Genomic DNA, 12,418 nt, shown 5'->3' with positions numbered 1-12,418 from the left:
ATAAACTCAGTGGCGCTCCAGCGCATTCACCAGGTCGTGGAACGCCTCGCGGTTGGAGTCGTTCAAGCCCATCAGGATCTTGTGGGCTTCCAGCACCTTGATCCGTACCACTTCCTCGGACTGGTCCTGGGATGGCAGGTCGGTCAGGCATTCCGGGCACGGGATCGGGCGGTCAACGATGTTGAACACTTGATCAAAACCCATGGACTGCAACAGACGGGTGATGTCTTCGTGGGTGGTGACGACAGTCGGCAGCAGTCCGACCTTCTGCCGAGACAGAATGGACAACTTGGCCAACAGCCCAAGGGTGGTGCTATCGATGCTGCGGGTTTCGGTCAGATCGATCACGATCGCCGAGAAATTCAAGGCTGTGAAGATCCGCTCAATCGTCGCGTCCAGCGCCGAACACAAGGTAAGGCGCACTTCACCGACAAACTTCAGGACAAAAGTCCCGTCTTGCTCGGCGAATTGGATTCTTCCGGTACTCATCAAAGATTCCTGCTCAACACCAATAGGGCGATATCATCCGGCATCTCCCCTAGCGTGGCCAATCCAAAAACCTGCCGCAGGCCATCCAGGCTGCCGCCCGCCGACCTGACCCGTTGGGGTAAGGCGGCTTCTTTCTCTTTGAGTGTAGGCTCTGGCAAAAGGTCCAGGATACCGTCGGACATCAGCGTCAGGCTGAATGTCGGCGGTAGCTCCAGGATGTGGTCTTCATAGGTGGCTTCATTGAACAAGCCCACTGGTAAACCACGCCCTTCCAGGTAACGCACACTGTCTGGAGTGTATAAAACCGGCAATGGCAGGTGACCGCCAATGCTGTAGGTCAAAAGACCCGTTTCTTCATCAATCACGCCGCCGACCATCGTCACGTGCTTGCCCAGCTTGCAGCTGATCAGGCCCCGGTTGATGTGGCCCAGCACTTGCGAAGGGGTGAACTCCGGCAAGGTGCCATTGCGCTTGGATTCGAACAACAGCCGTGTGGTCATGAACTTCAACAACACGGTCACGAATGCCGAGGAGGCGCCGTGGCCGGAAACGTCGGCCAGGTAGAACGCGACACGCCGCTCATCAACGCGGAAGTAGTCGACAAAATCACCCGACAGGTACAGCGACGGGATGATCTGGTGGGCAAACTTGAACTCGTCGATGGTCCACGGGCTCACCGGCAGCATGTTCATCTGCACCTGGCGACCGGCATTCTGGTCTTCCTGGAGCAGGTTCAGGCTGGCTTCGAGTTCGCGGTTGGCGGTTTCGAGCTTTTCACGGTAACGCTGGTTTTCCAGCAGCAACCGTGCACGATCCAGGGCGCGGCGCACCGAGTGCTCCAGCACCGCCAGGTCTTCCAGGGGCTTGATCAGGTAGTCGGCGGCGCCCAGGCGCAAGGCCTCGACGGCATCGTTCATCACGCCGGCACCGGACACGACGATCACCGGCGTCTGCGGGGAAAGGTCGGTCACCTGGCGGATCAGCTCAAGGCCGCCCACCTGAGGCATGCGCAGGTCGCAGATCACAAGGTCGGGCTTGTCGCGCTCGAATACCTGGAGACCCTGGAGGCCGTTGCTGGCCTGCAGGACGCTGAAGCCACTGTCTTCCAAATAGGCCGCGAGACTCGCGCGCACTACTTCGTCGTCATCGATTATCAGCAGCGTGGCACTGGTTTTCTGCATGTGGGCAAACGGCGCCAGAATTAGGTTGGCGTAGGCAGCTCGACAATGGCCGGGCTCACTACTGGATTCGCTTTCTAGCCTCTCTGTCCTACAAAGCGCCGGGATATTGCCCATGCACAAAGGTAAAGCAGAGGTGCCCTTCTAAGGCGCAGACGGTACTCCCATCCGCCAGGGGTTTCAAGCTCATGGCGATGGTCGCCGGGCGTCTTTACATCGCAAATCACCGGTGGTTATAAGAACGCATAAAACCGCGACGCAAAGTAAGGACGTAACCCACCGGCAAACCTCAAATTCCGCTCGCAAAAAAGGCGGCCCGAGGGCCGCCTTCTGCATTCAAGCCCGAGGCTTAAAAATCGTCTACAACCTTGCCGTCCTTGACCTTGTACTCGCGGTTTTGCAGGTACGCATTGCGGATGAAGGTGTATTTGTCGCCGCTGATCAGCTTCTCGGAAGACAGCAGGCTGGCGCGGGTGTCGATAATGTCGAGCCCCATGGTGCTGTTACGCCAGTCGATATCATTCATGTAGCGGTATGGTTCGGTGTAGCTGTCCACGTACTTGGACGGCGCGTCACGCAGGGTGCTTGGGCCCAGCAGCGGCAGCATCACGTAAGGACCGCTGCCGACACCCCAGTGGCCGAGGGTCTGGCCGAAGTCTTCGTCGTTGCGTTGCAGCCCCATTTTGGTGCCGACATCAATGAAACCCAGCACGCCGAACGTGGTGTTCATCAGCAGGCGGGCAGTGTCGACGCCGGCAGCATGCGGCTTGAGTTGCAGCACGTCGTTGGCAAAGTTGCCGACGTCGCCGATGTTGCGGAAGAAGTTGTGCACACCGTCCTGCACGAACTGCGGGGTGACGAACTGATACCCTTGGGCCAAAGGCTTGAGGGCGTAGGTGTCAACGGTGTCGTTGAAGGTGAAGATCGGGCGGTTGATGCTTTCCCATGGATCATCTTCCGAGGCCGCCTGGGCCGCGAAAGGAACCAGCAACACACTGGCACACACGGTTAGCTGAGCTAGACATTGGCTCCAGCGCATAGCTTGAACTCCTTGAATGGTCTGTCATGGGCGCTATGCCCTGAATGAGGCCGTCAGTATATGACGGAAGTGTCGGATTAGGCAGCCTTGCAGAAATGTCATTCGGCAAATGCACAAAATTCCTACAATTACAGCCGATGTAACTTGCCTGTCATCAGCGTTCGGTAGCGTCACTGTTATTTCAGGGACGTCGAAATGCCACACGCCGAAATTGTTACTGCCAGTGTCCCGTCCCTGACGGCCGTACTGTTCGGGCTTAGTGGCTGCCTGGTGGATTTTGGTTCCCAGGCCCGCGCCGGCTCTGCGCGCTCAAGCGACTCCCATGCCACTGTCGGCGCCCTCAAAATCCTGCGCAGCCTCGAAGAACAGCGCGTTCCTTGCGCATGGCTGGATGAGTTACCTGTTTCGGTTTGCATGCCTTTGGCCGCGGGGTTACCACGTTGGATCAAGGCCGCCAAACCCTCCTCTACCCGCTGGCCCGCGCCCCACGCATGCTGGCAAGCGTTGATGGAACTGAACATCGAACGCCTTGAAGGCTGCGTCCTGGTCAGCGGCGAACCGCGCCTGCTGCAATCGGGGCTCAACGCCGGCCTGTGGACCATCGGCCTGGCATCCTGCGGTTCACTGTGCGGGGTCTCTACGGAGCAATGGCAAGCACTCAGCGAGAAGGAACGCGAGCATAAGCGTGCCAAAGCCACTGTCGCGCTCTATGGCCTGGGCGTGCATTCGGTAATTGACCACCTCGGCGAACTGCACACCTGCCTGGCAGACATCAGCCTGCGCCAGCTCAAAGGCGAGAAGCCCTGATCGAGATCATGCACAGTCGGCGCCAGTGGATTAATCTACAGGTCAGCCCGTAGACCTTTCACGGCGTGCCGCGGTCTATGCCAGTGCCTATCGATAAAAGGAAGAACGCCATGCCTGCCCGCGAACAACTGCAAGAACAGGTCAAAATTTTGCGCGAGCAATTGGATCAGAATCCAGAAATGCCACTCGAAAAGCGCGAAGAGCTGCAAACATTGATTGCTGAACTGGAGGTTCAGGAGCCGCTGGAAGGCGCCATTCAGGATCCGAGTATCGCCGACGGTGTGAACCAGGCGGTAGAGCGCTTCGAACTGGACCACCCGGGCATCGCCGGGACCCTGCGCAATATTGTGCTGACCCTGGGTAATATCGGGATCTAACAGCCGGGCACCTACCCAACGTGGGGGCGAGCCCGCTCCCACATTTATTTTGTGTGAAGGCTACTGACGAGCCAGGCGCAAGTTCTGGAACTGCAGATCTTCAGTGCTGCGATACGGGTTGATATCCAGCCCACCGCGACGCACATACCGCGCATACACCGTCAGTTTCTCCGGTTTGAGCAAACGCTGCAGATCGAGGAAGATCCGCTCCACACACTGCTCATGGAAGTCCGAATGCTGGCGAAAGCTCACCAGGTATTCCAGCAGGCTGGCGTGGTCCAGCGCCGCACCGCGATACTCCACCGCCACGCTGCCCCAGTCAGGCTGGCTGGTCACCGGGCAGTTGGACTTGAGCAGATGGCTGTGGACGCTCTCTTCCACCACACGCGAATCGTCGCAACGCAGCAGTTCCGGGCGCGGGTGCTCATAGTTGCTGACCGTAATGTCCAGGTCATCAATGCACACACCCGGCAACGCGACCACGCCTTCGGCTTCAACCTCGCCCAGGCTGCGGATGCGTACGCCAACCGGCTTGCCGGCGGCTGCACTCAGGTCGGTGTGCAAGGTCGCCTCAAGGCTCTGCACGTCGGCAAACGCAGTCTGGTTCAGTGAGTTGAGGTACAGCTTGAAGGACTTCGACTCGATGATGTTCGGCGAGTCGGCCGGGATACTGAATTCACCGATGGCCACCACGGGCTTGCCGGAAGGCAGCAGCCAGGACAGTTCGAAGCAGTTCCAGAAATCCACGCCTTTATACGGCAGCGTCTCGGCGCTCAGGCCCAGCTCGGCCCACTTGGCGGCGCGGGGAATCGGGAACAACAACGAAGGGGTGTAGGTGCAGATGTATTCACTGGACTTGCCCAGCGGCGAATGTTCGGCTGCGGGATGCATGGCGGAAACCTGGCTAAATAAACGCGGCCATTCTACCCGCCTTTGCACCCCAGTTGCTTACTGGCTGACGGTCAGCTTGCCAACCATGCCCGCCTGGTAGTGGCCAGGGATGTTGCAGGCGAACTCCAGGCCGGTGGTCTTGACGAAGGTCCAGGTCAGTTCGGCGGTCTTGCCCGGCTCTACGAGTACGCTGTTGGGGTCGTCGTGTTTCATGCCGCCCATGTCGCCATGGCCCATCGCACTGTGGTCCATTTTGCCCATGCCGGTAGCCGTCAGCATGCCGCTGGCCTGCATCTTGAGCATTTCCTGCTGGTGCGCAGCGTGCATCGCCGCGTCGCCCAGGTTGAACTCGTGAAGCAACTGGCCTTTGTTGATCAATACGAAGCGCACGGTCTCACCGGCTTTTACATCAATAGCCTTGGGCGAAAAGGAAATGTCCTGCAGCACCACTTCCACGGTGCGCGTGGCCTTGGCGGCGGGTGCAGCCTCACCGAAGGCGAAGGTTTCGGCCGGGGACGCCAGCACTGGAAAACTCAGCGCCATCAGGCAGCCAGCCAACAGCCAGGGTTTACGCAAAAACATGGTCACACTCCAAAGGTTCTGAATCAGTCTGTGGGACACTTTACAAACGCCGCGCTGCCAGCCAACTGACGGCTAGATTACAACTTTGTCAGCTTGAGCCTGCTGTAGGGCGCGCGCTGTATAACGTCTGTGTTTACGTAAAACCATGAGCCGCCCATGAAACTGCTGATCGTCGAAGACCAACCGAAAACCGGCCATTATCTGCGCCAGGGCCTGGCCGAGGCCGGGTTCAACACCGAACTGGTGGCCGACGGTACCAGCGGCCAACACCTCGCGCTGACCGGCGACTACGACCTGTTGATCCTCGATGTGATGCTGCCAGGCCGGGATGGCTGGCAAATCCTCCAGGCGGTACGCAGCGCCGGGCTCGACATGCCCGTGCTGTTCCTGACCGCACGGGACGCGGTGGAAGACCGGGTGCATGGCCTGGAACTGGGCGCCGACGACTACCTGGTCAAGCCCTTCGCTTTTTCCGAATTGCTGGCCCGGGTGCGCAGCCTGTTGCGCCGTGGCAGCAGTACGCCCCAGGAAACCAGCCTGCAACTGGCCGACCTGCGCCTGGACTTGATCCGCCGCCGGGTGGAGCGCGACGGCCAGCGCATCGACCTAACGGCCAAGGAATTCTCCCTGCTGGAACTGCTGCTACGCCGCCAGGGCGAAGTACTGCCCAAATCACTGATTGCCTCCCAGGTATGGGACATGAACTTCGACAGCGACACCAACATCATCGAAGTCGCGATCCGCCGCCTGCGCTTGAAAGTCGACGACAGCTTCCCCAACAAGTTGATTCACACCGTGCGCGGCATGGGCTACGTGCTTGAGGAGCGGTTCAGTTGATCAAGCGGATTTCCCTGACCAGCCGCCTGGCGCTGTTGTTTGCCGGCTGTACCGCGGTGGTCTCGCTGTTGGCGGGCGTATTGTTCAACCACGCCAGCGAGGTGCACTTCATCGAGCTGGACCAGCAGTTGCTCGACGGCAAGCTGATAGCGTTGCGCAGCACATTGCAGGGTGCGGGCACTCCCGAGCTATTTGCGTTACAAGAGGCGAAACTGCGCGAAGAACTCAATCGCCAGCCCGACCTGGCCCTGCGCATCACCGCCGGCAATCAGCGCTGGTTCGATGGTGCACCGGGCGTCACCTTGCCCCAGGAACCTGGCCTGCACAGCGTGCAGAACGCCGGAACCGATTACCGGGTGTACAACGCGCCCCTTGTTTCCGGCAACGCCGACTCGCCACAGCTGACCCTGATGCTCGACATCACCCACCATCAACACTTCCTGCAACGCATGCAGCATCTGATCTGGCTGACCGTCGGCCTTTCCGCCCTGGCCACCGCCCTGCTCGGCGCCTGGGCGGCCCGCAGCGGGTTGCGACCCTTGAGGCGCATGAGCGAAGTGGCTGGCAGCGTGTCCGCCCACTCCCTGACCCAACGTCTGCCCCAGGAACAGATGCCGGCCGAACTGGCGGAACTGGCCCAATCCTTCAACGCAATGCTTGGGCGCCTGGACGACGCCTTCCAGCGGCTGTCGGCGTTCTCTGCCGACATCGCCCATGAATTGCGCACGCCGCTGTCGAATTTGCTGACACAGACCCAAGTCATCCTCACACAGCCACGGGCGCTGGAGGACTACCGCGAGGCCCTGCACAGCAACCTTGAGGAACTGCAATGGATGGCGCAGTTGGTCAACGACATGCTGTACCTGGCCAAGGCAGACCATGGGCTGCTGATGCCCAAGCGCGAAAAACTGATGCTGGCGGACGAAGTGGACGCATTGCTGGAATTTTTTACGCCACTGGCAGAGGACGTCCAGGTGCGGCTGGTTCGGGAAGGCGCCGCCAATACCTCAGGCGACCGCAGCATGTTGCGCCGGGCGATTTCCAATCTGCTGGATAACGCACTGCGGTTCACCCCGCCGGGTGGCGAAGTCAGCGTGCGGATTGCCGAGGGTATGCAAGGCGTGACGCTGAGTGTGGAAAACACCGGGGAAGGCATTCCGGAGGCGTTGCTGCCAAGGTTGTTTGACCGGTTTTACCGCGCAGATCCGGCGCGTCATGAAGGGAGTAGCGAGCATGCAGGGCTGGGGCTGGCGATTACCCAGTCGATTGTGCGGGCCCATGGCGGGCAGATTTTCTGTGAGTCGGGGACGGGATGGTCGCGGTTTGTGATGGCGTTGCCGCGGGGGTATTGATGCAAGCTGTACCGGCCTCATCGCGGGCAAGCCCAGCTCCCACATTAGACTGAGTTGTTCTGGCGAACGCGGTCAAATGTGGGAGCTGGCTTGCCTGCGATAGCGGTCTTAAGAACTACGAATATCTCAGGGCATGCGCCGGCTCAATCTTCGCCGCCCGATACGCTGGGTAGATCGTCGCCAAGAAGCTCAACACAAACCCCGCCGAGCAAATCAGCACCACATCCCCGCCCTGCAATTGCGAAGGCAGGTTGCTGACGAAATACACGTCCGAGCTGAAGATATGCTGCCCGGTCACCCGCTCCAGCCACCCCACCAGTTCACTGACGTTCAGCGCCGCGATCACGCCCAGGATGCCGCCGATCAAGGTGCCGACGATCCCGATCACCGTGCCCTGCACCATGAAGATCGCCATGATCTGCCGTGGCGTGGCGCCGATGGTACGCAGGATCGCAATGTCGGCGCCCTTGTCGTTCACCACCATGATCAAAGTCGCGATGATGTTGAACGCCGCCACGGCAACGATCATCAGCAACAGCAGGCCGATCATGGTCTTTTCCATCTTCATCGCGCTGAACAGGCTGCCCTGGGTGTGGGTCCAGTCGTCCGCCTTGTAGTCGGCGCCGAGGCTGGCGGCGATATCCGCCGAAACCTTGGGCGCCGCGTACAGGTCCTTCACCGCCAGACGCACACTTTGCACCTGGTTCGGTTCCCAATGCTGTATCTCGGCGGCGTCGGCCATGTGGATCAACGCCATGGAGCCGTCCAGCTCCGCCCCCACCTTGAACACACCGACCACATTCAACCGCTGCATGCGCGGGGTGATGCCACCGGGTGCGCTGCTGATTTCCGGGACGATCAAGGTCAGCTTGTCGCCAACGTTCAGGCGGAAACGCCGGGCTGTGATCTCACCGATCACTACACCGAACTCGCCTGGTTTCAGATCTTCAAGACGGCCCTGGACAATATGCTGGGCCACAATCGACACCTTGCCTTCCTGGGCCGGATCAACGCCACTGATCTCGATCGGCTGCATTCCGCCCTTGTAGGAGAGCATGCCGTCCATCTGTGTGAACGGTACCGCAGCGGTGACTTCAGGATTTTTCATCGCCGCCGCCGCCACCGGCTGCCAATCGCTGATCGGCTTGACGCCAACGATGGTCGCGTGGGGCACCATGCCGAGAATGCGCGAGCTCATTTCCCGCTGGAAACCGTTCATCACCGACAGCACCACGATCATCGCCAGCACGCCCAGGGCGAGGCCGATCATCGAGGTCATCGAGATAAACGAAACAAAACGGTTGCGGCGCTTGGCGCGGGTATAGCGCGTGCCGATGAAAATCGATAACGGTCTGAACATTCGCGGGCACCGTTGAAAAAATAGAAAACCCGGCGTCAGGCGCCGGGCTTGAAACAGGTCAGATGGCGACCAGATGACCTTCCTGCAGGTGCAACACACGGTCCATCTGGCGGGCCATGCTCATGTCATGGGTCACCACCAGGAACGCGGTGCGCATCTGGGTGCTCAGTTCGAGCATCAAGTCCTTGATGCCCTGGGCGGTGTGGGAGTCGAGGTTGCCGGTGGGCTCGTCGAGCATCACCAGGCCCGGGTTGTTGACCAGGGCGCGGGCAATCGCCACACGCTGGCGCTCACCGCCGGACAATTCAGCCGGCTTGTGCTCCAGGCGATGGCCCAGGCCAACCCGCTCCAGCAACGCCTTGGCACGCTGGAGCGCCTCGGGAATGGCGGTCTTGCCGATCAACAGCGGCATGCAGACGTTTTCCAGGGCGGTGAACTCAGGCAGCAAGTGGTGGAACTGGTAAACAAAGCCCAGCGAGCGATTGCGCAACTGGCCACGAGCCTTTTCGCCCAGGGCCGACAGTTCTTCGCCGGCCAGCCACACGCTGCCCTGGGACGGCGTATCAAGGCCGCCCAACAGGTTGAGCAAGGTACTTTTGCCGGAGCCGGAACTGCCGACGATCGCCACGCGCTCGCCCGGGTGCAGTTCCAACTGCAGGTTGGACAGCACCACCACGGACTCCGGGCCTTCCTCGTAGGATTTGCCCAGGTTGCGGCAGCTCAGGATTGCTTTTTCACTCATGCCCGATTCACTCATAACGTAAAGCCTGCGCTGGCTGGGTACGTGCCGCGCGCCAGGCTGGATACAGGGTGGCAAGGAAGCTCAGGACCAACGCCGCAGCACCGATCATCAACACGTCCTGGCTCTGCACCTGGGACGGTAGGTAATCGATGAAATAGACGTCGGAATTCAAGAATTTGTGGCCAATCAACACTTCAAGGCCGGCGATGGCAGCGCTGACGTTCAGCGCGGCGAGAATCCCCACCGCAGTGCCGATCAAGGTACCCACCACGCCAATCACGGTGCCCTGCACCATGAAAATCGCCATGATCTGCCCCGGCGTAGCGCCTAGGGTGCGCAGGATCGCGATATCGCCCTTCTTGTCGTTCACCACCATCACCAGCGTGGAGATGATGTTGAAGGCCGCCACGGCGACGATCAGCAGCAACAGCAGGCCGATCATGGCTTTTTCCATGCGGATGGCCTGGTACAGGTTGCCGTGGGTACGGGTCCAGTCGCGGGCGTAGTACTGGTTTTCACCCAGGTGCTGGGCGATTTCCCACGAGGTACGCGGCGCGTCGAACAGGTCGTTGAACTTCAGGCGCAGGCCCTGGACCTGGTCCGGCTTCCAGCGATGCAGGCGGGCCAGGTCAGTCAGGTTGGTCAGGCCCAGGTAGCCGTCGATCTCACCGGCGCCGACGTGGAAGATGCCGACCACGGTAAAGCGCTTCATGCGCGGGAACATGCCGGCCGGGGTCACGGTGACTTCCGGGGCGACGAAGGTCAGCTTGTCGCCGATACCCACGCCGAGCTTGGCCGCGGCCTTGTCGCCGATCGCGATGCCAAAGCTGCCGGGCGACAAGTCGTCCAGTTTGCCCTGCTGCATGAAGTTATCGATGATCGAGACGTTGCGTTCCTGCGCCGGGTCGATGGCATTGAGCAGGACTTTCTGCACCTTGCCGTCGTTGGTCAACAGGCCCTGCATTTGGGTGAACGGCGCGACCGCCAGCACTTTGGGGTTCTGCTTGACCTTGGCGGCCAGGCTTTGCCAGTCGCTGATGGGCTCACCCGACTCGATGGTCGCGTGGGGCACCATGCCCAGCACGCGCGTGCGCATCTCATGATCGAAGCCGTTCATCACCGACAACACCACGATCATCACGACAACGCCAAGGGCGAGCCCGATCATCGAGGTCAAGGAAATGAACGACACAAAATGATTGCGACGTTTTGCACGGGTATAACGCGTGCCAATAAATACGAAGAGAGGTCTGAACATGTCGGGGCTTGTTCGGAGGAAAAGAAGACGTCCTTGTGGCGGGGTCAGGTAAGCAGCTTTACACTCAGACCATCACCGCTGCCTTGGGTTCGCCATGTCGACATTAGATGAAGAAGATCGCCGCGAATACTACCGTATCGAGGACATGATCGCACTGGAAATTACCCCGCTGTCGGCCCCGGAAGCGTTGAGCAAGGAAGTATTGCTGGATGATTCCCCGCTGTTCAATCTACTCAGCGAGTTACACCTGAGTGAATTCGAATCCCAGCACCTGCTGCGCCAGATCGGCGAGCGGGACCGCACCCTCGCCGCCTTCCTCAAAGTGCAGAACAAACGCATGGATTTGCTCAGTCAGATCATGGCGCAAAGCCTGCTCGGCGAGATCGGGACGCCGCAGCCGGTAGTTATCTCTGAAGGTGGCATCGAGTTCCTGAACCCCACGGCGATCCAGCCCGACAGCCACCTGGCGGTCAAGCTGGTGCTGATGCCCCAGGCGCTGGGCCTGTTGCTGCGAGCTAAAGTCACCCATTGCGATGCCAAGACCGGCGGCTTTGAGATCGGCACGGAATTCGAAGCCATGACCGATGCCCAACGCCAGTTGCTGGCGCGCTATATCCTGCAGAAACAGGCCCAGGAACGGCGCCTGGCGCGGGAAAAAAGCGACGAATCCGACACCTGAATACGAACACTGAATGGCGCGTCGCGCCATCCATCCAGCCAGGAACCCTGGCGTAAAGGAGCAACTGTGACCCTGATTTATGGCCACCGCGGTGCCAAAGGCGAAGCACCGGAAAACACCCTGACCAGCTTCCAGGAATGCCTCAAGCACGGCGTGCGCCGTTGCGAACTGGATTTGCACCTGTCCATGGACGGCGAGCTGATGGTCATTCACGACCCAACCCTCAAGCGCACCACCGACCGACGCGGCAAGGTCGTCGAGTATTCAGCCGCCGACCTGGTCAAGATGGACGCGCGCAAAGGCGGCCCGGGCTGGGTCAACCCCTGCCCGATCCCACGCCTGGAAGAACTGTTTGAACAGTGCGACTTCGATCACTGGCAACTGGAAGTCAAAAGCGCATCGCGCACCCGTGCGGCAACCACCGTGCTGGCGATCCGGGAAATGGCCCAGCGTTTCGGGCTGATGGACAAGGTCACCGTCACCTCAAGCTCGCGGGAGGTGTTGAAAGCGGCGCTGGACCTCACCCCGGACCTGTCCCGTGGGCTGGTAGCCGAATACGCCTGGCTCGACCCATTGAAGGTCGCGGCCAACTATGGCTGTGAGATTCTGGCGTTGAACTGGACGCTGTGCACCCCTGAGCGTCTGGAAAAAGCCCAGCGCCAGGGTTTGCACGTGTCCGTGTGGACCGTCAACGAACCCGCGCTGATGCGCAGGCTCGCCGACTTCGGCGTAGATAGCCTGATTACAGACTTTCCCGGTTTGGCCACTGCCACCCTCGGGAATTACTGAAATCGGTCTCCCCGGCCGGCTCAGGCCACCGGCCGGAG

Annotated in this window: 14 protein-coding genes; 6 read left to right on the top strand and 8 right to left on the bottom strand. The window is 60.3% G+C overall.

Annotated features, from left to right (window positions below; translation table 11 throughout):
- Positions 1-6 precede the first annotated feature (6 nt).
- From rssC to RGV33_RS09170, 3 genes are all read right to left on the bottom strand, one after another.
- Entirely contained in the window at positions 7-489 is a 483-nt protein-coding gene (rssC, locus tag RGV33_RS09180; protein ID WP_068587814.1) for an anti-sigma factor antagonist RssC, read from the bottom strand.
- Positions 489-1,670, bottom strand: coding sequence for a two-component system response regulator RssB (gene rssB / locus RGV33_RS09175; protein WP_177089715.1), 1,182 nt, complete (start codon positions 1,668-1,670; stop codon positions 489-491). The genes rssC and rssB overlap by 1 nt, the downstream gene beginning before the upstream one ends.
- Before the next feature lie 346 nt (positions 1,671-2,016).
- Positions 2,017-2,706 (bottom strand): VacJ family lipoprotein, encoded by a 690-nt coding sequence (locus RGV33_RS09170; protein WP_322143991.1) that lies wholly within the window; start codon positions 2,704-2,706, stop codon positions 2,017-2,019.
- A 195-nt stretch (positions 2,707-2,901) separates the two neighbouring features.
- Here RGV33_RS09170 and RGV33_RS09165 point away from each other — a divergent pair, with 195 nt between their 5' ends.
- The gene (locus tag RGV33_RS09165) at positions 2,902-3,513 is read left to right on the top strand and encodes an HAD family phosphatase (protein WP_322143990.1); all 612 of its coding nucleotides are present in this window, start codon (positions 2,902-2,904) and stop codon (positions 3,511-3,513) included.
- Positions 3,514-3,623: 110 nt separating this feature from the next.
- Complete coding sequence (locus RGV33_RS09160; RefSeq protein WP_322143989.1) at positions 3,624-3,890, top strand: DUF4404 family protein; 267 nt, start codon at positions 3,624-3,626, stop codon at positions 3,888-3,890.
- A gap of 60 nt (positions 3,891-3,950) precedes the next feature.
- Here RGV33_RS09160 and queF read toward each other — a convergent pair whose 3' ends face one another.
- Together queF and RGV33_RS09150 are read right to left on the bottom strand one after the other, a co-directional pair.
- Positions 3,951-4,781: an NADPH-dependent 7-cyano-7-deazaguanine reductase QueF gene (gene queF / locus RGV33_RS09155; protein WP_322143988.1), complete on the bottom strand. Its 831-nt coding sequence runs from the start codon at positions 4,779-4,781 to the stop codon at positions 3,951-3,953.
- Positions 4,782-4,838: 57 nt separating this feature from the next.
- The gene (locus tag RGV33_RS09150; protein ID WP_322148643.1) at positions 4,839-5,324 is read right to left on the bottom strand and encodes a cupredoxin family protein; all 486 of its coding nucleotides are present in this window, start codon (positions 5,322-5,324) and stop codon (positions 4,839-4,841) included.
- A gap of 195 nt (positions 5,325-5,519) precedes the next feature.
- Between RGV33_RS09150 and RGV33_RS09145 the strand changes: the two genes are divergently transcribed.
- Both RGV33_RS09145 and RGV33_RS09140 read left to right on the top strand, forming a co-directional pair.
- The gene (locus RGV33_RS09145; RefSeq protein WP_322143987.1) at positions 5,520-6,200 is read left to right on the top strand and encodes a heavy metal response regulator transcription factor; all 681 of its coding nucleotides are present in this window, start codon (positions 5,520-5,522) and stop codon (positions 6,198-6,200) included.
- A complete protein-coding gene (locus tag RGV33_RS09140; protein WP_322148642.1) occupies positions 6,200-7,552 on the top strand; it encodes a heavy metal sensor histidine kinase in 1,353 nt (450 codons plus the stop codon). The genes RGV33_RS09145 and RGV33_RS09140 overlap by 1 nt, the downstream gene beginning before the upstream one ends.
- 115 nt (positions 7,553-7,667) lie before the next feature.
- On the opposite strand, the gene RGV33_RS09135 is transcribed toward RGV33_RS09140, so the two are convergent.
- Genes RGV33_RS09135 through RGV33_RS09125 form a run of 3 tightly spaced genes read right to left on the bottom strand, consistent with a single transcriptional unit; the run spans position 7,668 to position 10,912 of the window.
- Entirely contained in the window at positions 7,668-8,912 is a 1,245-nt protein-coding gene (locus RGV33_RS09135) for a lipoprotein-releasing ABC transporter permease subunit (protein WP_322143986.1), read from the bottom strand.
- A 58-nt stretch (positions 8,913-8,970) separates the two neighbouring features.
- On the bottom strand, positions 8,971-9,654 hold the full coding sequence (lolD, locus tag RGV33_RS09130; RefSeq protein ID WP_322143985.1) for a lipoprotein-releasing ABC transporter ATP-binding protein LolD: 684 nt from the start codon (positions 9,652-9,654) through the stop codon (positions 8,971-8,973).
- A 7-nt stretch (positions 9,655-9,661) separates the two neighbouring features.
- A complete protein-coding gene (locus tag RGV33_RS09125) occupies positions 9,662-10,912 on the bottom strand; it encodes a lipoprotein-releasing ABC transporter permease subunit (protein WP_322143984.1) in 1,251 nt (416 codons plus the stop codon).
- 94 nt (positions 10,913-11,006) lie between these two features.
- Here RGV33_RS09125 and RGV33_RS09120 point away from each other — a divergent pair, with 94 nt between their 5' ends.
- Together RGV33_RS09120 and RGV33_RS09115 are read left to right on the top strand one after the other, a co-directional pair.
- Positions 11,007-11,591, top strand: a complete 585-nt coding sequence (locus RGV33_RS09120; RefSeq protein WP_322143983.1) for a PilZ domain-containing protein — start codon at positions 11,007-11,009, stop codon at positions 11,589-11,591.
- 66 nt (positions 11,592-11,657) lie between these two features.
- Positions 11,658-12,380, top strand: coding sequence for a glycerophosphodiester phosphodiesterase (locus RGV33_RS09115; RefSeq protein WP_003218946.1), 723 nt, complete (start codon positions 11,658-11,660; stop codon positions 12,378-12,380).
- The last annotated feature ends 38 nt before the right edge of the window (positions 12,381-12,418 follow it).

The sequence above is a fragment of the Pseudomonas sp. Bout1 genome (assembly GCF_034314165.1).
Classification (GTDB): Bacteria; Pseudomonadota; Gammaproteobacteria; order Pseudomonadales; family Pseudomonadaceae; genus Aquipseudomonas.
The sequence above is the reverse complement of the archived record's forward strand: the minus strand, read 5'-3'. Positions and strand labels throughout refer to the sequence as shown.

Excerpts from the sequence above, each read along its gene's own strand:
- rssC (WP_068587814.1), bottom strand. The coding sequence starts at position 489 with ATGAGTACCGGAAGAATCCAATTCGCCGAGCAAGACGGGACTTTTGTC.
- rssB (WP_177089715.1), bottom strand. The coding sequence starts at position 1,670 with ATGCAGAAAACCAGTGCCACGCTGCTGATAATCGATGACGACGAAGTA.
- RGV33_RS09170 (WP_322143991.1), bottom strand. The coding sequence starts at position 2,706 with ATGCGCTGGAGCCAATGTCTAGCTCAGCTAACCGTGTGTGCCAGTGTG.
- RGV33_RS09165 (WP_322143990.1), top strand. The coding sequence starts at position 2,902 with ATGCCACACGCCGAAATTGTTACTGCCAGTGTCCCGTCCCTGACGGCC.
- RGV33_RS09160 (WP_322143989.1), top strand. The coding sequence starts at position 3,624 with ATGCCTGCCCGCGAACAACTGCAAGAACAGGTCAAAATTTTGCGCGAG.
- queF (WP_322143988.1), bottom strand. The coding sequence starts at position 4,781 with ATGCATCCCGCAGCCGAACATTCGCCGCTGGGCAAGTCCAGTGAATAC.
- RGV33_RS09150 (WP_322148643.1), bottom strand. The coding sequence starts at position 5,324 with ATGGCGCTGAGTTTTCCAGTGCTGGCGTCCCCGGCCGAAACCTTCGCC.
- RGV33_RS09145 (WP_322143987.1), top strand. The coding sequence starts at position 5,520 with ATGAAACTGCTGATCGTCGAAGACCAACCGAAAACCGGCCATTATCTG.
- RGV33_RS09135 (WP_322143986.1), bottom strand. The coding sequence starts at position 8,912 with ATGTTCAGACCGTTATCGATTTTCATCGGCACGCGCTATACCCGCGCC.
- lolD (WP_322143985.1), bottom strand. The coding sequence starts at position 9,654 with ATGAGTGAAAAAGCAATCCTGAGCTGCCGCAACCTGGGCAAATCCTAC.
- RGV33_RS09125 (WP_322143984.1), bottom strand. The coding sequence starts at position 10,912 with ATGTTCAGACCTCTCTTCGTATTTATTGGCACGCGTTATACCCGTGCA.
- RGV33_RS09120 (WP_322143983.1), top strand. The coding sequence starts at position 11,007 with ATGTCGACATTAGATGAAGAAGATCGCCGCGAATACTACCGTATCGAG.